This is a genomic window from Methylorubrum extorquens, from assembly GCF_024169925.1.
Classification (GTDB): Bacteria; Pseudomonadota; Alphaproteobacteria; order Rhizobiales; family Beijerinckiaceae; genus Methylobacterium; species Methylobacterium extorquens_A.
Window position 1 is genome coordinate 2963599 of the sequence record NZ_JALJXF010000001.1, and the last position, 21228, is coordinate 2984826.

Below are 21228 nucleotides of genomic sequence, written 5' to 3' on the forward strand. Positions count from 1 at the left end.
CGAGATGTTGCCTGATCGTAGCCTATGGACTACAGTTTGAGATGCCGGACATCATCCGCACCCGAACGTTCGCGGATTGGCTCAAGGGGCTTCGGGACGATCGCGCGAAGGCACGGATCGCCTTGCGGATCGATCGCCTCGCACTCGGCCATGAAGGTGACGCGAAATCGGTCGGCGGTGGCGTCAGCGAAATGCGGATCGACTACGGACCGGGCTACCGCGTCTACTTTACGTATCGTGGAAAGACCCTGGTCGTGTTGCTGTGCGGAGGGGACAAGGCGAGTCAGAAGCGCGACATTTCCCGAGCGAAGACCCTGGCGACGATGCTGGACGGAACGGAATGATGACGGAAACCAGCCCCTACGACTCTGCCGAATTCCTTGATAGCGATGAGGCGGTTGCCGAGTATCTGGCTGCTGCCATCGAGGAGGGAGATGCCGCGCTGTTTCGCCGGGCGCTCGGTGTCGCGGCGCGCGCGCGCGGTATGACCCAAATCGCTCGCGAGACGGGTTTGTCGCGGGAGAGTCTTTATCGGGCGTTGTCGGATGACGGCAATCCGAGCCTGGATACGGCTTTGCGCGTCCTCAATGCGTTGAACGTCCGACTTACGGCTTCGGTCGCTTTTCCTCACTGATCGGCTCGGTGTTGCGCCGTGACGTTGCCGTCGAGCCCACCCCGCGCCTTCAGCGCCCGATAGGCGGCGAGGCCGTTGGCGAGGTCGGCGTGCAGGCGCCGCTCGTCGCCGAGTTCGGCCAGCTCGTAGGTCAGGCCGAGGATGTGGGCGGCCTCGTAGCCCTCGGGCAACTCGCCTGCGGTGCCGAGTGTGATCGCCGGAACCGGCATGACATCCGAGAAATCCGAGAGCCGTTCGCGCAGCCGGGCTCCGCTGGCGCGCAGATGCTCGCCCGAGCGCGGCCCGTGCTCGCGGATCGCCGCCACCGTCCCTTGCGCCAGCGAGAGATGCACCGCCTCGCGATGCGCCGGGAACAGGTAGACGAGATAGTAGCCGCTTGTGGCGCTGGTGGTCACGGCGGGGTCGAACACCGCGAGCCACGGCACCGCGGCCCAATGGCTGCCGCGGCCGGGGCTGCCCTTGACGAGGAACGGCCCGTCGAGCGGCGCCAGCGCCCGGCGCAGCTCGTCGGGCGCGCCTTTTCGGATCACGTGCGCGAGCGGATGCCCGGCCGGCGGATCGGTGCGCGCGAGCGGGTATTCCTCGACGATGCGGCGCAGGGCGTGGCCAAGACTCAACGGGCGAGGCTCACGGCTCGGAAACGACCCCGCCGGTAACCGGCGCGGCGACGCCCGTGGTCGTCGGGTAGGTGAGCGGCAGGCCTTCCAGAGCGCGCAGCGCGAGATAGGCGAAGGCCTGCGCCTCCAGAAAGTCGGAGGACCAGCCGATGTCGTCCGCGTTCAGCACCTCGGCGTCGAGGAGCCGTTCCAGCATCGCCATCAGCGTGCGGTTCTTCGCGCCTCCGCCCCCGACGATCCAGCGGGTCGGGTGTTCGCTGGCGAAACTGAGGCTGCGGGCGACCGCGTGGGCGCTGAAGGCCGTCAGCGTCGCCGCGCCATCCTCGACCGTGAGGTAGCCGGCGAGCCGGTGCGAGAACCAGTTGCGGTCCAGCGATTTCGGTGGCGCGCGCCGGATCAGCGGGTGGCCGAGCAGGTTTTCGAGCAGATCGTCGTCCACCGTGCCGCGGGCGGCGGTGGCGCCGCCCTCATCGAAATCCTGGCCCACCCGCTCCTTCATCCAGTCGTTGATCGGGCCGTTGCCCGGCCCCGTATCGAAGGCGAGCAGGGTACCGCTCGAATCGATCAGGGTGACGTTGGCGAGCCCGCCGATGTTGAGGATGCCGAGCGGGCCGGCGATTCCCGCGGCCTCGGCCAGCGCCCTGTGGAACACCGGCACCAGCGGCGCGCCCTGCCCGCCCTGCGCCACATCGTTGGCGCGCATGTCGGACACGACGCGGATGCCGAGGCGCTTGGCCAGGGCCGCGCCGTCGCCCACCTGAACCGTAAGCCCGAGCTTCGGCCGGTGGATCACCGTCTGGCCGTGGAAGCCGACGACGTCGATATCCTCGGGCCGAAGATCGTGCTCCGCCAGGAACGCTTCGATGGCCTCGGCATGGGCGCGGGTGACGAACGCTTCCGCCTCCGCGAGGCGTCCCGGCCGGTCGGTGCGCGTCCGCAGCCCTTCCGCGTCACGGGTCGCCTCGCGCAGCAGCGCCTTCTCGGCCTCGCCGTAGCCGCGATAGCCCGTCGGCCCGAGCGGTGCGACGAAGCCGTTGGCGGATTTGACGAGGCGGATGTGCTCGCCGTCGCTCTCGATCAGCGCTACGTCGATCCCGTCGAGAGACGTGCCGCTCATCAGGCCGATCGCGCGCTTCATCGCCATGGCCGCCCCTCTCCGCCGTTCCGGCTCGTGCCTTTCGCAGCCTGCCCTGCTAAGAGCCCGCGCGAGCGCTTCCCCTCGCGGGATAGCATTCCGGCCGCGCCCCTGTCGCGCCGCCAAACCATCCGAGACCGATCACGATGACCGCCGAGAGCTTCGCGCCGAAATCCGACTTCATCCGGGTGCTGCAGGAGCGCGGCTACATCCATCAGGCCTCGGATCTCGCCGGCATCGACGCGCTGGCGGCGGAAGGGGGGCTGACGACCTATACCGGCTACGATTGCACGGCGGCCTCGCTCCATGTCGGCCACCTGCTCTCGATCATGATGCTGCACTGGCTGCAGCAGACCGGCGGCCGGCCGGTCGTGCTGATGGGCGGCGGCACCACCCGCGTCGGCGATCCCTCGGGGCGCGACGAGGCGCGCAAGATCCTGACGCTGGAGCAGATCGAGGCCAACAAGGACGGGATCAAGCAGACCTTCTCCCGCTTCCTCTCCTTCGGCGAGGACGGCAACGGGGCGGTCATGGTCGACAACGCCGAGTGGCTGACGAAGCTCAACTACATCGAGATGCTGCGCGACATCGGCCGGCATTTCTCGGTCAACCGCATGATGTCGATGGACAGCGTGCGGATGCGGCTGGAGCGCGACCAGGAGTTGTCGTTCCTCGAATTCAACTACATGATCCTGCAATCCTACGACTTCGTGGAGCTGAATCGCCGCCTCGGCACCCGCCTGCAGATGGGCGGGTCGGACCAGTGGGGCAACATCGTCAACGGCATCGATCTCGGCCGCCGCATGGGCACGCCGCAGCTCTACGCCCTGACCTGCCCGCTGCTGACCACGTCGTCTGGCGCCAAGATGGGCAAGACCGCGGCCGGTGCCGTCTGGCTCGATGCCGGGATGCTCTCGCCTTACGATTACTGGCAGTTCTGGCGGAACACCGAGGACGCCGATGTTGGGCGCTTCCTCAAGCTGTTCACACTGCTGCCGCTGCCTGAGATCGAGCGCCTCGCCGCGCTTCAGGGCGCTGATATCAACGAGGCCAAGACGATCCTCGCCACCGAGGCGACGGCGCTCATGCACGGCGCGGCGGCAGCCTCGGCTGCCGCCGAGACCGCCCGCAAGACCTTCGTCGAGGGCACGCTGGCGCAATCCCTACCGACCATTCCCGTGCCGTCCGCGGTGATCGAGGCGGGACTTGGCGTGCTCACCGCTTTCGGCCCGGACTACGCCAAGCTCGTCCCCTCGACCAGCGAGGCGCGCCGCCAGATCAAGGGCGGCGGCTTGCGGGTCAACGACGTACAGGTGAGCGACGAGAAGGCGGTGTTGCGGACCGAAGACCTGACGGCGGAGGGCGTGATCAAGCTTTCGTTCGGACGCAAGAAGCACGTGCTGCTGCGGCCGGAATAGCCGCTCCGCCCGACCGGTACGGGGGACTGCGCCCCGTGCCCCTCAGGCGGCCTGAAGCCCGCGCACGCGGGCGAAGCCGACCATCTTGCGCGCTTCTTCGTCCCAGAGCGCCAGCTTCAGGCAGCGCAGGCTCTCGCGCAGGGTCAGGCGGCCCACCCGCCCGAGAACCTCGTGGCCGTCGAGGCATTCCTGCAAGCGGTAGTTCGGGATGCGGCTGTTGAGGTGGTGCACGTGGTGCAGGCCGACATTGCCGGTGAACCACTGCAGAACCCGCGGCAGCGCGTAGTAGGAACTGCCGCCGAGCGCCACGCGGTGAAAATCCCAGGCGTCGGCCTCTTCCCAGACGGTCTCCTCGTACTGGTGCTGGACATAGAACAACCAGCCTCCGATCCAGGCGGCGATGGTGATCACCGGCAGGAACACCCAGAGCACCGGCCCGATGCCGCCGACTGCCAGCGCCAGCACCGCCAGGGCGGTGAGGAGCACGGCGTCGAGTGCCAGCACGTCGCGCCACGCCGTCCGCCACGGGAGGCCCACGCCGGAGGGCAGGCGCTGCAGGATGAGGAAGTTGATCGGAGAGCCGAGCACGATCAGGATGAACGGATTGCGGTAAAGCCGGTAGCGCAGCCGGCCCCAGCGCGGCAGCGCGAGGTACTCGCGCACGGTCAGGGTATGGACATCGCCGGTGCCGCGGCGGCTGAGATCGCCGGTGGTGGCGTGATGCAGGGCATGGGCGCGCTTCCAGCTGTCGTAGGGCGTCACCGTCAGCAGGCTCAGGGCGCGACCGAGCCCATCGTTGCCGCGGCGTGACGGCAGAAACGAGCCGTGCCCGCAATCGTGCTGGATGATGAAGAGCCTCACCAGGAGACCGCCCGCCGGCACGGCCAGCGGCAGGGCGAGAAGCGCGTAGCCGTTCGCCGCCGCGACGAGCATGGCGGCACAGAGGATCAGGTAGGGAAGCAGCGTATCGGCCACCTGCCGAAGGGCCATCCGGGGAATCGGTTCGCGGAACGCGGCGCAGTGCCGGGCCACCTCGCGCGCGAGCCGCGCGTCGTCGGTCCGGGAGGCCTCGTCCGCGTGCCGGCCTGTCGCGGTCGGGTTCGATGGTGTGGCAATCACAGTGGCCGGCAATCCTGTTCGTCGAACGCCTTGCGAGGCGGGATAGGCGTGCGAAGGAACCGACCGCGTGATGCGGACGAGGCCGATGCCGTCGGTCCCGTTTCCACGGTCCGGACGGGTCTTCATCGACGTTGGGGGCGAGCCGCTCGGAGGGTGCGACCCACTCAGCCGCGCGCCATGACCTCGCAGGGAATTACGTCGAAAAAATCTCTTCCCCGCCCTTCGATATCGCTGCGATGAGCGCCGGGCTCGGACGCGGTTACCGGTCAGGCCGTACAAACCGGTTGGCCTCAAGGCCGTATGCGAAAGGCCGAACCTTGGAAAGGCGCGACTTGAAGCACCGTTCCGCCTCCGATCCGCGTCGGTTTTCGATGCGGGCTCCTGCGCGTGCCTCATGAGGCTCAACGCGCTCGATGAGGGTCGCTGTCACCCAGCGCTGTTGTGTCGCGTCGCGCCCGTTCGAGGCCGCTCTCGGCGCAGTTCGGATGTCATCCGCCCCCACCTCGACCGGGCTCTCCAGGCGGTCGGAGGGCCTCGGCTCCGGATCCTACCGTTCCGGCCCTTCCTGCGTGGCGCCGGTCGCGAAGGCGTCGCCACTGCCGGCGCCGAAGAGCTTGCGCAGGAAGCCGGGGGCGACCGCCGAGAGCGGGTTCACGTTGACCGTCGGTTTGGCAATCGGCCCCGAGACGTTGAAGTTCACCGCGAACAGGCCCTCGTTGCTGCCGCCCGCGAGCAGAGGCCCGAACAAAGGCACCTGCGCCACCACGTTGTTGAGCCCGTAGAGCGGCACGAAGGTGCCGTCGATCTGCGTGCGCTCCTTGGCGGTGTCGAGCCAGCCGCCGGCGGTGAAGCCCATCGCCGCGTTCGAGATCGCCGCGTCGGAAAAGCTCACCCGCGGGCCGTTGCGGGTGAAGTTCGCGCGCATCTTGTCGAAGTTGACGTCATTGGCGTTGGGGGCCGCCCGCCGTCCGTCCGAGGGCGGCGGCGCCTGGGCGACGATGCTCGACAGGGCCGGCTCGTTGCGCAGGGCGAAATCCTTGATCTGGACAACGCCGGCCTGCGGGCCGTCGTTGAGGTAGATGTTGAGCGCGAGCCGCCCGCCATACATCCGCTTGTAGATGTCGAGGAAGCGCAGCGTCGAACCGGAATCGGCGGAGTCGAGGGTCAGCAGCGGTGCGCCGCGCTCGCTTCGGACCACGGCACTGAGCGGTGCCCCGCCGAAACGACCCTTGAACTGGGCGGCGCGCAGATCCCCCCCCTTGAAGCTCGCCTTCAGCGTCGCGTTGGTGAGGGACTCGCCGTTGAAGCCGGAGATGATGTTGGCGGCGATATCCGCCTCGATGTCCTTGCCGGGATCCTTGTTGCTTTTGCCGTCGTCCGTCATGCCCTTGAGGAAGGGCCGCGCATCGACGACGGCGCCCTTCACCGCGACCTTGTAGGTCGAGCCGGCCCGGTCGAGGCTGACGCGCATGTCGTCGCCCGGCGAGAGCTTGAGCGCGGTCAGGTCCGCCCGCTCCAGATTGCCCTCGGCCGAGATCGTGGCGCTGCCGCGGGCGAGCGCGGGCGCGGCGTCGAGGGTGATGTCGCGCAGCTCCATGCCGCCGCCCGCCGCCTCCACCAAGGTGAAGCCGAGGCGCCCGGCCTTGCCCGCGGGCTTGGTCCAGCCGGGCATCAGCCCGTTGATCGAGGCGCGGGTCAGGTCAGCCTCGACCCGGGCCGGCGGCTTTCCGGCGGAGGCGGGGCGCCCCACCGGCACCACGACGCGGGCCGGAATGACGCCGCCGAGCTGGGGCGCGGTGGGCAGCCCGCGCTTTGCCCGGAAGGCGTCGTCGAGATTCAGGCTCACCACCGCCTCGCCGGGGGCGCCGGGCTTGGGCTGTTTCAGGTCGATGGCAACGGCGGCACCGAGCAGCCGCCCGTCGCCCTTGAGGGCGAAGCCGCTGCGGTCGAAGGAGAGCGTGAAGCGGCCCGCTTCGAAACGGTCCTTGCCGACCGCCTTGTCCATGCTGAATTCGGTGACGGAGCCGGTCAGCGTCACCGGCATCTCGGCGAGATCGGGCACGTGTTTGAGGTTGATCGGCACGTCGAGGCGCAGGTCCGCCTTGCCCTTCAGCGTGGCCGGATCGATGTCGGCGCCGGTGAGCCCCTTGAACATCGGGGTTTCGAGGAGTGCGGCCAGCGAATCGACCGAGCCGGACAGCCGCAGGCCGAGATGAGCGATGATCTTGTCCGGCTGCGGATCGCGGATCAGGAAGGAGGCGTCCGAGATCGTCAGGGCCCGCGTGTCGGAAAGGCGGATCTCGGCGGTGGCGTTCTGGATCGTCGTGCTGCGGCCGGTGATCGTGCCGGTGACCCGGCCGTGGCTCAGCGGCGGCGCATCCTGAGAGACGTTCAGGCTGGCATCCGAGACCGCGAAGGTCACGTTGAGCGCGGCATCCGGCATTGGGTCACCGCGGGTCGCCGCAGCGAGTTCCGGTCCGCTCATGTCGATCTGGATGTCGGCCTGATCGAGCCGTCCGCCGCGCAGCTCGTCCACGAGGTAGTTGCGCACGCCCGGCGCGATGTTCTCGGGCCAGAGCCGCATGGCCTTGCGGCCGTCGGTGTCGTTGGCGACGATGTGCAGGGTGATGCCCTCGTCGTCGGCCCGCGTGCCGACCGTCCCGCTCAGGCGGCCGTGCAGGCCGTCGCCCGCCAGCGCGATCGACTCGATGTTCACGCCCCCCGCCCGGCCGGTGATCCGCCCGCTGATCTCGCCGACGCGGAAGGACGGGTCGCTGCGGGCGGCGCCGCGCAGCAGGGCATCCTTGCCTGAAAAATCGAGCGTCCAAGCGTCCTCGGCTCCGGGCGGGCCGATGGCGAAGGCGCCGGTGAGGTGCGCGTCGTTGCCGCCGCCCTTGTAGTCGATGGCGGAGATGGCCAGCGCGCGCCGCGCTTCGTCCCAGCCCGCCTCGGCGCGCAACTCGTCGATGACGACCGGGTTGAAGTCCTTCTCATCGATGAGGAGCGTGCCGCCGCCGGTCTTCACCTCGGCCTTCATCGTTTCGATGCGCCCCCCCGACAGCGAAACGTCGGCTCGGGCCGAGAACTTGAGATCGGTCTCCACCGGCATCTTCGAGTGGCCTGACAGCAGCAGGAGGTCGGTGACGGGCAGGTCGTCCAGGGTGATGACGCCCGCGCGCCGCCCCTCCCCCGCCTCGTGGACGCGCCCGCCGAAGCGCCACTCGCCGTTGGGCCCGTCGATGCGCAGCTCGAACACCCGCGAATCGTCGCTGGTGCCGCGGCGGAACAGGCCGTTCACCCGCTCGAAGGTGGCCTGATGCCGGGCATCGTCGACGAGGGTCAGGCGCCCGTTGGTGATCCGCGCCCGGTCGAGGGCGCCGATGACGCCGGCCGGATCGAGCACCACACCGAAGATCGAGGCGACCGCCGCCGAGACCGGCGAGACGGTGCCGCGCGCGGCGTCCACGCTCGGCAGGGTGTGAGGCTTGGCTGCCTCCCCTGCCCCTTCCCCGAGCGTCGGTGACGAGGCCGCGAAGGCGATGGAGCCATCGTCGTGGACGAGGGCGGTCATCTCGATGTCGCGGAATTCGATGGAGCGCGGCTGGACCGAAAGACGCAGCAGACTCCACGTATCGAGGCTGACCACGGCAAGCGGGGCGCGCACCACCAGCGCGCCCTCCGGATTGAAGATGTCGAGCCCGCCGACCCGGAGTGCCAGCGAGGATTCGCTGTCGAGTTCGAGCGCGCTGTCGCGCAACGCCACGCGCCAGCCCGGCCCGAAGCGGCCCGCCACCGCCTCGGCGACCTGATGCGTCAGGCCGTCGATGCGCAGCGGACCCTGCGACAATCGCAGGGCGACGAGCCCGCCGCCGAGCCCGAGCAGGAAGACGAGCAGCAGCGCGCACCACAGCACCGGCCGCCGACGGCGGCGCGCTTGGCGCGGCGCAGGCGCCTCGACCGCCTCCTGGAGCAGGGTCCTGGCCGTTTCCTGATCCATCACTCGTTCGCTGCTGCACCCGTGGGTTCGGGCGGAGGTCCGTTTGCCGCGGCCTCTTTCCTCAGGATTCGAACCACTCCGGCATGGCGTCCCGGGAGGTCTGCGTGCATGGGGTCAGGCACACCATCAATCGGCCGAAAGGAAGGCGAGATGCCGCTGGAAACTGGCAATCCCGCACCCCTGTTCTCGTTACCCGGAGCGGGGGGAGAGACCATCTCTCTCGAAAGTCTACGCGGTCACAAAGTCGTGCTTTATTTCTATCCCAAGGACGACACGAGCGGTTGCACCCTCGAGGCGCAGAACTTCAACGCCCAGAGCGAGGCCTTCGCCGTGGCCGAGGCGAAGGTGGTCGGGGTCTCACCGGATTCCGTCAAAAGTCACGATAAATTCAGGACGAAGTACGGGCTGACCTTTCCGCTCGCCTCCGACGAAGCCAAATCGATGCTGGAAGCTTACGGCGTCTGGGTCGAGAAGAGCATGTACGGCCGAAAATATATGGGCGTTGAGCGTACGACCCTGCTCGTCGACCGCGAGGGGCGGATCGCGCGGATCTGGCACAAGGTGAAGGTGCCGGGCCATGTCGAGGAGGTTCTGGCGGCGGTTCAGGCATTGGCCTGAAGACGGATCGCCCGCCGACATCATCCCGAAAGACGGTCATCGGCTCTCGGGATGGTGCAATGTTGCAGGCGGAAGCTTCTTGTCTCCTTCGGGGCGGCGGATCGCTCGGAAATGCGAGGCTTCCTTAACCTTAATCGTCTGTGATCGGGCCCGTCTTCGAACGTCCGACGTGCCATGCCATCGACTGCTCAGGCCTGCCGCAGTGCCGGCCTTTCCCCTCTCTCCCAGCGCCGTCTCGTCCGGGCGCTCGGCCTCGGGTTCGCCGTCTCGACGCTCTGGGCGGCCGCCGCGAGCTATACTCTCGTCTTCCACGACGAGATGCTGGCCCGCTTCGTTTCGCGCCAGAGCGCGATGCAGTTCACCTACGAGGAGCGGATCGGCATCCTCCAGCGCGCCCTCGACCGCGCGGCGGCCGAGCGCAACGCGGAGCGCGGCAGCGTCGAGAGCCGGCTCTCCGCCCTGACCGAGCGGCAGGCCCTGATCGAGAAGCGCCAGGGGCTGCTCTCGGGGCTGGGTGGGGCCGCAGCACCCATCGATGTGCCGCCGCCTGCCCCGGTCGCGGAGCCCGCGGCCCGTGTCCAGAAGCCGTTCCCGACGCCGGAACTGCGCATGGGCGGCGAGGACCGGGCCGAGGCCGCCGGACGCGCCGCATCCGCCCGCCTGTCGCGCCTGGAGGGTGCGCTCCAGCGTATCACCGAGGCTCAGTCGCGCGCCGCGGCCGGCCTTGCTCTTGAGGCCGGGCGCAGCGCCGAGCGGTTCCGCGACCTGATCGCCCGCACGGGTCTCTCCCCGGCTCGGTTCGATCCGCCTCCGGGCGGCGTCGGCGGCCCGCTGGTTCCGCTCGGGCCCGATGCCTTCGAGCAGGCGCTGGCCGAGGCTCGGCGCCAGATCGAGGAGGAGACGCATCTGCGCCGGGTGACCGCCGCCCTCCCCTTCCGCCAGCCGCTTCCGGGCGAGCTTGCCTTCACCAGCAGCTTCGGCGCCCGGCTCGACCCCTTCACCCGCGGCTACGCGCTCCACACGGGCGTGGATATGCGTGCCGAGACCGGCGCTCCGGTCCGGGCCACCGCCGCCGGGCGGATCACGGCGGCCGAGTATGCCGGCGGTTACGGCAACATGGTCGAGGTCGATCACGGCCGCGGCCTCGCCACGCGCTACGCGCATCTTTCCGGCACCGCGGTCTCGGTCGGCCAGCGGGTCGAGGCGGGGAGTGTGGTCGGGTTTGCCGGCTCGACCGGTCGCTCGACCGGCAGCCACCTGCATTACGAGACCCGCATCGATGGCGAGCCGGTCGATCCGCAGCGGTTCCTGCGGGCCGGTGCGCAGCTCGACTTCGCGGATTGACGCCCCCTGTCTCCTCCCCGCGCGGGGAGGAGACAGGGGGCGTCATACCAGATCCGATCGATCCCTTCGGGATAGCGGATCTGGGCTCCGCTCAGGTGCCGCGCGGGCTCACTGATAAGCTTCCCGCTCGAATCGAGCGGAAACCGTATCAGTCGATGTCCGCGACGTCTTCGCTGCCGCCGAACACGCGTTGCGCCAGCGAGGCTTCCATGAACGGGTCGAGGTCGCCGTCGAGCACCTCGTCCGGATCGGTGGATTGCGTGCCGGTGCGCAGATCCTTCACGAGCTGGTACGGCTGAAGCACGTAGGATCGGATCTGGTGGCCCCAGCCGATCTCGGTCTTCGAGGCCGCCTCGGCGTTGGCCTTCTCCTCGCGCTTCTTCAGCTCGGCCTCGTAGAGGCGGGCGCGCAGCATGTTCCAGGCGGTGGCCCGGTTCTTGTGCTGCGAGCGCTCCTGCTGGCAGGCCACGACGATGCCGGTCGGGTTGTGCGTGATGCGCACCGCCGAATCGGTCGTGTTGACGTGCTGGCCCCCCGCGCCCGACGACCGGTAGGTATCGATGCGGCAGTCCGATTCCTTGATCTCGATCTCGATCCGGTCATCGACGACCGGATAGACCCAGACCGACGCGAAGCTGGTGTGCCGCCGCGCGTTGGAATCGTAGGGCGAGATCCGCACGAGCCGGTGCACGCCCGACTCGGTCTTGAGCCAGCCATAGGCGTTGTGGCCCTTGATCAGGAGCGTGGCGCCCTTGATCCCGGCCTCTTCACCATCGGTCATCTCGACGATCTCGACCTTGAACTTCCGGCGCTCGGCCCAGCGGGCATACATGCGCTGGAGCATGTTGGCCCAGTCCTGGCTCTCGGTGCCGCCCGCGCCCGCATGGACTTCGAGATAGGTGTCGAAGCCGTCGGCCTCACCCGAGAGCAGGGTCTCGACCTGACGGCTCGCGGCTTCCTTCTCGACCGCCTTGATCGTGGCCTCGCCCTCGTTGATGGAGGCCTGGTCGCCTTCCATCTCGCCGAGTTCGATCAGCGTCGCGCCATCGTCGAGATCGCGTTCGAGCTTCTTGATCGCGGTGACGGCCTCGTCGAGCTCCTGGCGCTCGCGCATGACCTTCTGTGCGGCCTCCGGATCGTTCCAGAGGTCGGGGTTCTCGGAAGCCGCGTTCAGCTCCGCGAGACGTTTATCGACGGTGTCCCAGTCAAAGATGCCTCCTCAGCAGCCCTATAGACTGCTTGGCGGCATCCGAGGCCTGTTCGATCTCGGCGCGCATCTGGTGTGAAACTCGTTTGTCGGTGTGGTCCGGGGTGATACCGGGCGCCTCCCGCCCTGTAAACCGCTGCCCTGTAAACCGCCGCGATGCCGAGCCTCCGATCACGCCGCCTTCTCCTGCTGGCCGCCACCCTCGCCGTGATCGCCGCCGGCGTCGGCCTGCGCCTGTTGCCGCTCGGCCTGCCGAGGGAGGTCGTGAAGTATGGAGGCTCGGTCCTGTGGGGCGCGATGGTCTACGGGCTCGTCGCCTTCGTCCGCCCGAGGGCCGCGACCGGCCGGCTCGCCGCTGTGGCCCTGCTCGCCGCGGTGCTGGTCGAGCTGTTCCGCCTCATCCACACGCCGGGGCTCGACGCCTTCCGCCTGACGCTGGCGGGGCAGCTCCTGCTGGGGCGTATTTTTTCGGTCTGGAACATGGTCGCCTATGCCGTTGGCATCGGGCTCGCAGCGACGCTCGATGCGGCGACGCGACGGCGTTGATCGCCGCTGGGAGCGCTCCGTCTGCGTGATCCGATGGAGCAGTCCGCCAACCCGTGTCGGCCACAGGTTGAAATCATAGTAACAAACCTACAACTCAAAAAATGTCTGTTCAGGTGCTGTCGTAACCATCACGACCTTCTCCCGTCGCGAACTCAATCAGGACGTGACCCGCGCTAAGAAGGCGACCGAGCAGGGCCCCGTCTTCATCACCGATCGGGGCAAGCCGGCCCATGTGCTGCTGACCATCGCGGAGTGTCGACGGCTCACGGGGCAGCGGCGCAACATCTCTGATGTCTTGGCGATGCCGGGCGCGGCGGAGATCGCGTTCGAGCCACCGCGGATCGATGTCGAAGCTCGGCCCGCCGACTTTTCGTGATGTACGTTCTCGCCACCTGCGTCCTGTCCGAGGTGCGGAGGATTCGCCTCGGCCGGGCTGATCGCGGCGTTGCAGCGTTCGCTGAGGCTATCGAGGCCGGCGACCTCTACATCTTGGCCGCGACGGCGCTGGTGCACGGGATGGCGGTCGTGACCCGCAACGTGGCCGATTTCGAGCCGACGGGTGCGCCGGTGATCAATCCGTGGACGAGCTGAAGGTTTTTTCGCCTGCGGCCAAGCCTGAATACGGCTCAACGCCCGGAGATCGCTCGCACCACCGCTTGGTTCGGCGCGATGTAACGCTGGAAGTACGTCTTCCCCCGCGCTTGCGCTTCCTGGATCTGTGTGCCGTTCAGCATGCCCGCCGCCTGGATCGCGTTGGCCATGGCGGATGGGTCCATGATCGAGGCGTGGGTGGCCGGGTAGATCCAGGCCATGCCTTCGACGGGGTCGCGCGATACGCCGTTGCCCTCGATGTAGAGGATACCGAGTTCGTTGCCGGCCTTGTAGTGGCCGCCCTGGGCTGCCTGCTCGTACCAGTGGGCGGCCTGCGCCGGGTCGGCGGCAACGCCCTGCCCCTTGCGATAGGCTTGGCCCAGGTTGAAGGCGGCGAGCACGCTGCCGCCCTCCGCCGCCTGCCGGTAATAGCCGAGGGCGCGGGCCGGATCGGCCGGCACGGCGCGCCCTTCCGCGTAGGCGACGCCGAGATTGTAGAGGGCTTGGGGATCGCCCTTTGCCGCGCCTGCCTCGAAGGCGCGCATCGCCGCCGGGAAGTCGCCGCGCGCATAAGCCTTGATGCCCTGCGCGACCTGCGCCGAGGCGGAGGTGTCGAACAGGGTGGCGAGAACGCCGAGGATGCCTGCCAATGCCCTCATCCTCCGCATCCGCCCCATCCCGCGCTTACGCCGCTGCGGCCTTGCGGCTCTCGAGGAAGGCCGCATGCTCGGCCACCAGCGCGCCGCTCAGCGCCTTCTCGATCAGCGCTCGCGTGCCCGCCACGCCGTAGAGGGCGATGAACGAGCCGAAGCGCGGCCCCTGCGCCTCGCCGAACAGCACGTTGTAGATCGAGGCGAACCACGTCTTCGAGACGCCGGGCCGACCGTCCGGGCTCTTGGCCTTGCCCGAGAGATCGGGGAAGTGCCGCCGGCCGACCTCGTAGACGATGGCCTGCAGCGCCTCCGGATCGGTCGAGTCCTCGTGCTCGGCGAGCGTCTGCGACAGGTCGCTGAGCGCCGCGGCCTCCTCCTCGGTCGGGGGGCGGTACTGCTTTTCCGGGCGCACGAAGTCCCGATAATAGGCGAGAGCCCGCGTCACGAGCCCGGCGAGCCGCGGATGCGTCTCCGGCCCGACGTTCGGCGCGTAGCGGCGGATGAAGCCCCACAGCACCGCCTCGTCCTCGGCATTGGCCACCGCCACGAGGTTCAGGAGCATGCCGAAGGAGAGCGTCGTGCCGGCCTCGTCGATGGTCTCGACGGCCGGCGGCGCGCCCGCGTGCAGGTGCCAGACCGGGTTGCCGAGCCGGTGCTTCGCCTCCTGGCCCGCGTAGCGGCCCAGGAAGTTGTCGTACTCATCGACGTGGCGCGGGATCACGTCGAAGAACAGGCGCTTGGCCTCGCGCGGCTTGTTGTACATGAACAGCGCGAGCGATTCGGGCGTGGCATAGGTCAGCCACTCGTCGATGGTCAGGCCGTTGCCCTTCGACTTCGAGATCTTCTGACCCTTCTCGTCGAGGAAGAGTTCGTAGTTGAACCCCTCCGGCGGCTCGGCGCCGAGCGCGCGGGCGATCTGGCCCGAGAGCTTGACCGAATCGATCAGGTCCTTGCCGGCCATCTCGTAGTCGATGCCGAGTGCGACCCAGCGCATCGCCCAATCGGGCTTCCATTGCAGCTTGACGTGGCCGCCCGTCACGGGAGTCTCGTAGGCCTCGTTCGTCGCCGGGTCGCGCCAGACGATGGTGCCGGCGCTCGGGCGCACCTCATCGATCGACACCTGCATCACGTGGCCGGTTACGGGGTGGATCGGCAGGAACGGCGAGTAGCTCGCCGAGCGCTCGGCCCGCAGCGAGGGCAGCATGATCGCCATCACCGCCTCGTAGCGCTCCAGCACGAGGCGGAGCGTGTCGTCGAAGAGGCCGGCCCGGTAGCACTCGGTGGCCGAACGGAACTCGTAGTCGAAACCGAAGGCGTCGAGAAAGCGGCGCAGCTCGGCGTTGTTGTGCGCGCCGAAGCTGTCATGGGTGCCGAACGGGTCGGGCACCTGGGTCAGCGGCAGGTTGAGGGCCTCGCGCAGTCGTTCGCGGTTCGGCACGTTGTCCGGAACCTTGCGCAGGCCGTCCATGTCGTCGGAGAAGGCGATCAGCCGGGTCGGCACCGCGTCCTTGGTCAGCACGCGGAAGGCGTGGCGCACCATGGAGGTGCGGGCGACCTCGCCGAAGGTGCCGATATGCGGCAGGCCCGAGGGGCCGTAGCCGGTCTCGAACAGAACCTCGCTCTTGGGCTTGCGCTCCAGCCGCGCCACGAGCTTGCGCGCCTCGTCGAACGGCCAGGCGGCGGCGGAGGCGGCAGCCTCCAGAATGTCGGGGTCGAGACGGAAGGGCGCGGACATCGGACGGGAGCTTTTCGGGGTTCAGGACGGGCGCCGCACCGGCCGATCGGGCCGGGGCGCAAGAGCGGGCAACCTATGGAGCGAGGGGGCCGGGGTCAACGCAGCCCGGTCATCCGCGCCCGAGCACCAGAAGCCAGCCTACCGTCGTGGCGGTCGCGGCCAGCGTCGAAACCAGCACGGCCGCGGCGACCAGGCCTTGCTCGCTCTTGTAGCGCACGGCCAGCAGGTAGGCGTTGATGCCCACGGGCATCGCCGCGAACAGCACGGCGACGCCGGCATAGGCCGGCGGCATGGTGAAGACATGGAAGGCGAGCCCGTAGACCGCGAGTGGGTGCAGGCCGAGCTTCAGGGCCGCGACGATGCTGGCGCCGCGCAGGTCGTGCAGCACCTTGTAGCGGGTGAGGCCGGCGCCGAGCGCGATCAGCGCGCAGGTCGAAGCGGTGCCGGCCAGCGAATCGACCAGCGCCTTCGGGATGCCGGTGAAGGACAGGCCCGCGGCCTTCATCGCCATGCCGACGGCGAGCGCCAGGAAGATCGGGTTCTTACCGAGCGCGAGGCCCAGCGCCTTCAGCCGCTGGCTTAGGGGACGCCCGCCCTCCGATTCGATCAGGAAGGTCGCCGCGCCCATCATCAGCGGCAAGTGGACGGCGAGCAGCATGAACAGCGGGAAGGCGCCCGATTCGCCGTAGGCCTGGAGAATCATCGGCACGCCGACGAAGACGGTGTTCGACTGGCTCGCGGCAAAGCCGTGCAGCACGGCGCCGCGCCGGTCCACGCCCTCGGTGCGGCGCCCGATCAGCGAGCCGGTGGCCCAGGCGATGGCGGCGCCGCCGAAATAGCTCGCCCAGTAGCCCCAGGCGATCTCGCCCGACAGGCCCGGCCGCGTCAGCGTCGAGACGATGAGCGCCGGCACCGCCAGTGCGAAGACGTATTCGGACAGCCCGTCGCCGACGCGCTCCGAGATGATCTTCGTCAGCGAGGCGAGCCAGCCGACCAGCACGAGGCCGAAGATCGGGATGATGAGGGTGAGCGCCGTCATCGGCCGGGGTACCCTGTCGAACGGAAAAGGCCACCGGGCGCGATCCGCGCATCCGGTGGCCTCTCGATTCGGTTGGACGATCGTTCAGGCGTTAAGCCGGCCCGATAAGACTTACGCGGCGGCGGGCGTGGCCGGCTCGGCGATCTTCTTCTCGATCTCGCGCTTGAGCAGGCGGGCCGTCTGCGACAGCTCGATCTCACGGGCCTTCACGAGGAAGGCATCGAGGCCGCCGCGATGCTCGACCGAGCGGAGCGCGTGGGCGGTCACGCGCAGGCGAACGCGGCGGTTGAGGGTGTCCGACTGCAGCGTGACATTGCAGAGGTTCGGCAGGAACCGGCACTTGGTCTTCCGGTTCGAGTGGCTCACGAGGTGACCGACCTGAACGGCCTTGCCCGTGAGTTCGCAGCGACGCGACATCGTTACAGTCCTGTCAACGTTAGGCCGGGTCTCGGCGCTGAAGCGTTTCGGCAATGCCACACGGCTCTCGCGCCGAGGGCGTCGAACCCTCGCGACAATCGATACCGGCGGAGTCCTATGGAAGTGGCGAGCCTATAGGGGAGATGCGCCGGTTTCGTCAAGGTCGGCGGGCAAAGATGAAGGCTTTACTGGATCGCCGACCGTGCGAGCTGCCGCCCCGGCGTCGCAGTGGCGGCCTGGGCCGTCTTCGGTGCCGCACGGCGGGCTGCCATGGCGCGCATCTCGCGCATGTTGGCCGCCGCTTCCGCCGGACCGAGATCCTGAGCCAGCACTTGCTCCGCCTCGTCGTAGCGGCCCTTGAGGCCGAGCACCAGAGCGAGATTCTGGCGCACGCGGGCATCGGCCTTCGGCTGGGCCACGGCGAGGCGCAGGGTCGTCTCGGCGTCGTCGAGCCGGCGGGAGAGTGCGTAGGACAGGCCGAGATTCGACAGGATCCGCGGCTCGTTCGGCGCGATCTTCAGGGCGGTGTCGTAGAGGCCCTGGGCCCGGGCGTGGTCGCCGGTCTCATCGGCCACCATCCCCTGCGCCGAGAGTACGCGCCAATCGGGCTGGGCCGGGCTGTGGGCGTTCTGAAGGACTTCGTTGGCCTCCTGGTAGCGGCCGGCGTCGGCAAGGCTCTTGCCGTAGGCGGCGAGCACGACCTTGTCCTTCGGGTTGCGCAGGGCGACCTGCTGCAGCACCGCCACGGCTTGCGATTTCTGGTCGGTCGCCCGCAGGGCCGCGGCATAGCGCATGGCGGAGCGCACGTCGTTCGGGTCCGCGTCGTAGCGCGCGGCCAGGGCATCGATTTCGGCGCGGGGCGAGCGTTCGGCACGGTTCGCGCCGAGCAGGTTGGGGCTGCCGATCGAGCCGGTCGTCTCGGGTGAGCGGCTCTGGCATCCGGCCAGCCCGAGGCCGACGAGGGTCAGGGCGAGCAGACGCCGTGTCCGGACCATTCCAGGCTGGCTCGGAGCCGCGCTGCCAATGCCGGTCATGGTGTCCTCTCCCCCCAATGCCACGGCCGGCGCTTGCGCCTTGCCGATGGCGGGGTGATAGAGCGTTAACCCTAATGGCCGGTTAAGCTTATTTTCCATGTCCGCACCTCGAACCCAGCACGGTCCCTCTCTCCTCGATTCCGGCGCGGACGCGGTCCCGATCCGCTGCGTGACGGAAGACGGATGGGACGCCGTCGCGGCCGGATTGCCGCCGCTCCAGCGCAGCTTTGCCGAGGCCACCGGCTTTGTGCCGAAGGCCGGCCGCGTCGCCCTCCTGCCGGGAGAAGACGGCGGGCTCGGCCGCGTGCTGTTCGGCCTGGGCAACGCGAAAGCAGGCGGTCGCGACCGCTTTCTCGCCGGCAAGCTTCCGGGTGCCCTGCCCCCCGGCGATTACCGGTTCGAGCCGTGCGACGGTCTCGATGAGAGCGAGGCGGCGCTGGCTTGGCGGCTCGGCAGCTACCGGTTCGAGCGCTACCGCAAGCCGGGCGAGCCCCGCCCGCGCCTCGTCGCCCCGGATGGAATCGACGCGGCGGCGATCGAACGGCTGGCCGTTGCGGTCGCGGCCGGACGCGACCTCGTCAACACGCCGGCGAACGATCTCGGACCGGCCGAGGTCGAGGCCGCCGTGCGGGCTCTGGGCGAGCGGTTCGGCGCGTCGGTCTCCGTCACCGTGGGCCAGGAACTCGAAAACGAGTTCCCTCTCGTCCACGCGGTGGGCGTGGCCTCGCCGCGGGCGCCCCGCCTCATCGATCTGACCTGGGGGGCCGAGGACGCGCCGCGGGTGACGCTGGTCGGCAAGGGCGTCGTGTTCGACACCGGCGGGCTCGACATCAAGCCGGCCTCCAACATGCTGCTGATGAAGAAGGATATGGGCGGCGCTGCCGCGGCCCTGGCGGCGGCCGAGATGATCATGGGGGCCGGCCTGCCCGTCTGGCTGCGGCTGATCGTGCCGAGCGTCGAGAACGCCATCGCCGGCGACGCCTTCCGGCCCGGCGACGTGATCCGCTCCCGCGCCGGCCTCACCGTCGAGGTCGGCAACACCGACGCGGAGGGGCGCCTGATCCTTGCCGACGCACTGGCGCTGGCCGATGCCGAGGAGCCGGACCTCATCCTCGATTTCGCGACCCTGACCGGCGCCGCTCGGGTGGCGCTGGGCCCCGATCTGCCGGCCTTCTTCACCGAGGACGAGGAACTGGCGGCTGCGGTCGCGGAGGCGGGCCTGCGCGTCAACGATCCGGTCTGGCGCCTGCCCCTGCACGCGCCCTATGCAAGCCTGCTCGATTCCAAGGTCGCCGACCTCAACAACGCGCCGGGCGGCGGCTTTGCCGGGGCGATCACCGCCGCCCTGTTCCTGCGCCGCTTCGTGCGCCGGACCAAGGCGCACGTGCATTTCGACCTCTACGGCTGGAACCCCTCGACCAAGCCCGGACGGCCGGAGGGCGGCGAGGTCCAGACCGCCCGCCTCGCCTACGCCCTGGTGGCCGAGCGGTACGGCCGCGACGTCTGACGGCTCTTTTTCCCACGGGGCGTCGGCGATCGCCGATCAGCGGCGCCCGGTTGGATGCGGGGGAGTCGGCACTTGCCGCTCCTGAACCCGTGCCACGCTTGGCGGAAGCCCCACATCCGGCTTGGCCGCATCCGGTGCCGCCGGTACGGACGGATCCCGGCTTCCGCTGCGTTCGAACGCCCAGCCCGCATTCACGCCCGCGTAGAAGCCGGAAAAATCCTCTGCTGCGGCGGGTGCCGTGCACAGGAGGAACAGGCCGAGCACGCTGACGGTCCGACGCATCGCGTTCTCCCTCACCGTCGTTGCCGGCTGAAGCCAGCCGAAACAGCCAACTCGACAAACGAAAACGGCGGCCCTGAGGCCGCCGCTTCGGAAGCTGTCATTCGGGCCGCCGCGCGACCCTTCGTCGATCAATACTCGACGGTGATGCTCGAGGCCTCGCGGCCCTTCTGGCCCTCGACGACGCCAAGGGTGACCTGCTGGCCTTCGGCCAGCGAGTCGAGGCCGGCGCGGGAGAGCGCCGAACGGTGGACGAACACGTCCTTGCCGCCGTCGTTCACCGAGACGAAACCAAAGCCCTTGGCCGGGTCGTACCACTTCACGGTGCCGGTCATTTCGACCGACGGGCCGGAGGCGACGCGGCCACCGCCGCCGCCACCACCGAAGCGATCACGGCCGCCGCCACCGAAACGGTCGCCGCCACCGCCGCCGAAGCGATCACCACCGCCGCCGAAACGGTCGCCGCCACCGCCGAAGCGGTCACCGCCGCCACCGAAGCGCGGAGCCTCGCGCCGGGGCGGAGCCTCCTCGGCCGTGGAGGTGTCGACGCTGTTCACTGCGGTGACCTGCGGGCCCTTCTGGCCCTGCGCGGTCTGGACCGTCAGGCGTGTGCCGGGAAGGAGATCGTCGTGACCGGCGGCCTCGACTGCGCGGATGTGGAGGAAGGCATCGCCGGAGCCGTCGCCGAGCTCCACGAAGCCGAAGCCCTTCTCCTTGTTGAACCACTTGACCGTCGCATCACGCTCCGGTCCCGTCGGTGCAGCCGCCGCGCGCGCCGGGCCGCGGTCGAAGCCGCCACCGCCGCCGCCGAAACCACCACCACCGCCGCCGAAGCGGTTGCCGCCGGCGCTACCGCCGCCGCCGAAGCGGTCACCACCGCCCGGGGGAAGTTCGTCGGGCCAACGCGGCTCGGAACCACCCTCGTCGAAGCCACGCTTCTGCGGCCCCCTGAAATCACGACCACGTCCCATTGAAAGCTCGCAAAAACCGTCCGCTCGCCAAGTCTCGAATACCGCGTGCGCGCTATCTCGAGACAGCCGACGCGCCGCACTATCATCCCCCCGGCTGCGGCTACCGGGAGCGATGCCTTAGGTCTGACGCAATCCCGCGCATACCGCAAGGTTCTTCTAACCGATCCGTGCTGCGGGCTCCTCATTTTCGCGGTGAAACTGCGTACGTACCCCCTTTGGGTTGCCGCCGGCCCCGAATCCCGCTTGCACGCAAGGCACGCAGAGGGGGGCGATTCTCGCCCATGATTCCCGCGCGAGCGGCCGCGCTTTAGGAAAACGCAAACCCGACGGAGCTAGTCTCGCCGCGAAACCGCCCGGATCCGAACCG

The 21228-nt window shown here is 69.1% G+C and carries 21 protein-coding genes; 9 read left to right on the forward strand and 12 right to left on the reverse strand.

From position 1 onward, the window contains the following. The first annotated feature begins 41 nt into the window (after window positions 1-41). Together J2W78_RS14015 and J2W78_RS14020 are read left to right on the forward strand one after the other, a co-directional pair. Window positions 42-344 carry a type II toxin-antitoxin system RelE/ParE family toxin gene (locus tag J2W78_RS14015; RefSeq protein WP_253371398.1) on the forward strand — a complete coding sequence of 101 codons (303 nt, stop codon included), beginning with the start codon at window positions 42-44 and terminating at the stop codon, window positions 342-344. Continuing rightward, window positions 341-634 (forward strand): addiction module antidote protein, encoded by a 294-nt coding sequence (locus tag J2W78_RS14020; protein WP_253371400.1) that lies wholly within the window; start codon window positions 341-343, stop codon window positions 632-634. The genes J2W78_RS14015 and J2W78_RS14020 overlap by 4 nt, the downstream gene beginning before the upstream one ends. Here J2W78_RS14020 and J2W78_RS14025 read toward each other — a convergent pair. Both J2W78_RS14025 and J2W78_RS14030 read right to left on the reverse strand, forming a co-directional pair. Continuing rightward, window positions 628-1251, reverse strand: a complete 624-nt coding sequence (locus J2W78_RS14025) for a DUF3578 domain-containing protein (protein ID WP_253371402.1) — start codon at window positions 1249-1251, stop codon at window positions 628-630. The two genes, J2W78_RS14020 and J2W78_RS14025, sit on opposite strands and share 7 nt — an antisense overlap. A 10-nt stretch (window positions 1252-1261) precedes the next feature. Next, window positions 1262-2395: an anhydro-N-acetylmuramic acid kinase gene (locus J2W78_RS14030; protein ID WP_253371405.1), complete on the reverse strand. Its 1134-nt coding sequence runs from the start codon at window positions 2393-2395 to the stop codon at window positions 1262-1264. Between the two features lie 137 nt (window positions 2396-2532). On the opposite strand from J2W78_RS14030, the gene tyrS reads away from it, so the two are divergent. Next, window positions 2533-3804: a tyrosine--tRNA ligase gene (gene tyrS, locus J2W78_RS14035; protein WP_253371407.1), complete on the forward strand. Its 1272-nt coding sequence runs from the start codon at window positions 2533-2535 to the stop codon at window positions 3802-3804. A 42-nt stretch (window positions 3805-3846) separates the two neighbouring features. On the opposite strand, the gene J2W78_RS14040 is transcribed toward tyrS, so the two are convergent. Together J2W78_RS14040 and J2W78_RS14045 are read right to left on the reverse strand one after the other, a co-directional pair. Further along, on the reverse strand, window positions 3847-4923 hold the full coding sequence (locus J2W78_RS14040; RefSeq protein WP_437178545.1) for a fatty acid desaturase: 1077 nt from the start codon (window positions 4921-4923) through the stop codon (window positions 3847-3849). Between the two features lie 547 nt (window positions 4924-5470). After that, window positions 5471-8920 carry a DUF3971 domain-containing protein gene (locus tag J2W78_RS14045; RefSeq protein WP_253371411.1) on the reverse strand — a complete coding sequence of 1150 codons (3450 nt, stop codon included), beginning with the start codon at window positions 8918-8920 and terminating at the stop codon, window positions 5471-5473. A gap of 150 nt (window positions 8921-9070) precedes the next feature. On the opposite strand from J2W78_RS14045, the gene J2W78_RS14050 reads away from it, so the two are divergent. Together J2W78_RS14050 and J2W78_RS14055 are read left to right on the forward strand one after the other, a co-directional pair. Continuing rightward, a complete protein-coding gene (locus J2W78_RS14050; protein WP_253374039.1) occupies window positions 9071-9538 on the forward strand; it encodes a peroxiredoxin in 468 nt (155 codons plus the stop codon). A gap of 174 nt (window positions 9539-9712) precedes the next feature. Beyond that, window positions 9713-10882 (forward strand): M23 family metallopeptidase, encoded by a 1170-nt coding sequence (locus J2W78_RS14055; RefSeq protein ID WP_253371412.1) that lies wholly within the window; start codon window positions 9713-9715, stop codon window positions 10880-10882. A 148-nt stretch (window positions 10883-11030) separates the two neighbouring features. On the opposite strand, the gene prfB is transcribed toward J2W78_RS14055, so the two are convergent. Then, a protein-coding gene (gene prfB / locus J2W78_RS14060) for a peptide chain release factor 2 (RefSeq protein WP_253371414.1) occupies window positions 11031-12159 on the reverse strand; the annotation gives its coding sequence in 2 pieces (ribosomal slippage) (window positions 11031-12089 and window positions 12091-12159; 1128 coding nt in all). An 86-nt stretch (window positions 12160-12245) separates the two neighbouring features. Between prfB and J2W78_RS14065 the strand changes: the two genes are divergently transcribed. The 3 genes from J2W78_RS14065 (at window position 12246) to J2W78_RS24900 (ending at window position 13226) form a co-directional block, all read left to right on the forward strand. Next, on the forward strand, window positions 12246-12635 hold the full coding sequence (locus J2W78_RS14065; protein ID WP_253371416.1) for a DUF2809 domain-containing protein: 390 nt from the start codon (window positions 12246-12248) through the stop codon (window positions 12633-12635). A gap of 163 nt (window positions 12636-12798) precedes the next feature. Further along, entirely contained in the window at window positions 12799-13011 is a 213-nt protein-coding gene (locus tag J2W78_RS14070) for a type II toxin-antitoxin system prevent-host-death family antitoxin (protein ID WP_253371417.1), read from the forward strand. Beyond that, on the forward strand, window positions 13011-13226 hold the full coding sequence (locus J2W78_RS24900; RefSeq protein WP_437178544.1) for a hypothetical protein: 216 nt from the start codon (window positions 13011-13013) through the stop codon (window positions 13224-13226). The genes J2W78_RS14070 and J2W78_RS24900 overlap by 1 nt, the downstream gene beginning before the upstream one ends. A 35-nt stretch (window positions 13227-13261) precedes the next feature. Here J2W78_RS24900 and J2W78_RS14080 read toward each other — a convergent pair whose 3' ends face one another. The 5 genes from J2W78_RS14080 to J2W78_RS14100 all read right to left on the reverse strand — a co-directional run bounded on the left by J2W78_RS14080 (window position 13262) and on the right by J2W78_RS14100 (window position 18104). Beyond that, window positions 13262-13885, reverse strand: a complete 624-nt coding sequence (locus J2W78_RS14080) for a tetratricopeptide repeat protein (protein WP_253371420.1) — start codon at window positions 13883-13885, stop codon at window positions 13262-13264. A 25-nt stretch (window positions 13886-13910) separates the two neighbouring features. After that, a complete protein-coding gene (locus J2W78_RS14085; protein WP_253371422.1) occupies window positions 13911-15614 on the reverse strand; it encodes a lysine--tRNA ligase in 1704 nt (567 codons plus the stop codon). Window positions 15615-15723: 109 nt separating this feature from the next. Further along, entirely contained in the window at window positions 15724-16653 is a 930-nt protein-coding gene (locus J2W78_RS14090) for an AEC family transporter (RefSeq protein ID WP_253371424.1), read from the reverse strand. Window positions 16654-16764: 111 nt separating this feature from the next. Beyond that, a complete protein-coding gene (rpmB, locus tag J2W78_RS14095; RefSeq protein WP_003599321.1) occupies window positions 16765-17070 on the reverse strand; it encodes a 50S ribosomal protein L28 in 306 nt (101 codons plus the stop codon). 185 nt (window positions 17071-17255) lie between these two features. Next, window positions 17256-18104, reverse strand: a complete 849-nt coding sequence (locus J2W78_RS14100) for a tetratricopeptide repeat protein (RefSeq protein ID WP_253371426.1) — start codon at window positions 18102-18104, stop codon at window positions 17256-17258. 97 nt (window positions 18105-18201) lie between these two features. On the opposite strand from J2W78_RS14100, the gene J2W78_RS14105 reads away from it, so the two are divergent. Next, the gene (locus J2W78_RS14105; RefSeq protein WP_253371428.1) at window positions 18202-19611 is read left to right on the forward strand and encodes a leucyl aminopeptidase family protein; all 1410 of its coding nucleotides are present in this window, start codon (window positions 18202-18204) and stop codon (window positions 19609-19611) included. Window positions 19612-19647: 36 nt separating this feature from the next. On the opposite strand, the gene J2W78_RS14110 is transcribed toward J2W78_RS14105, so the two are convergent. Together J2W78_RS14110 and J2W78_RS24745 are read right to left on the reverse strand one after the other, a co-directional pair. After that, the gene (locus tag J2W78_RS14110) at window positions 19648-19893 is read right to left on the reverse strand and encodes a porin family protein (protein ID WP_253371430.1); all 246 of its coding nucleotides are present in this window, start codon (window positions 19891-19893) and stop codon (window positions 19648-19650) included. A 128-nt stretch (window positions 19894-20021) separates the two neighbouring features. Continuing rightward, window positions 20022-20861 (reverse strand): cold-shock protein, encoded by an 840-nt coding sequence (locus J2W78_RS24745; RefSeq protein ID WP_301288585.1) that lies wholly within the window; start codon window positions 20859-20861, stop codon window positions 20022-20024. Window positions 20862-21228 lie beyond the last annotated feature (367 nt).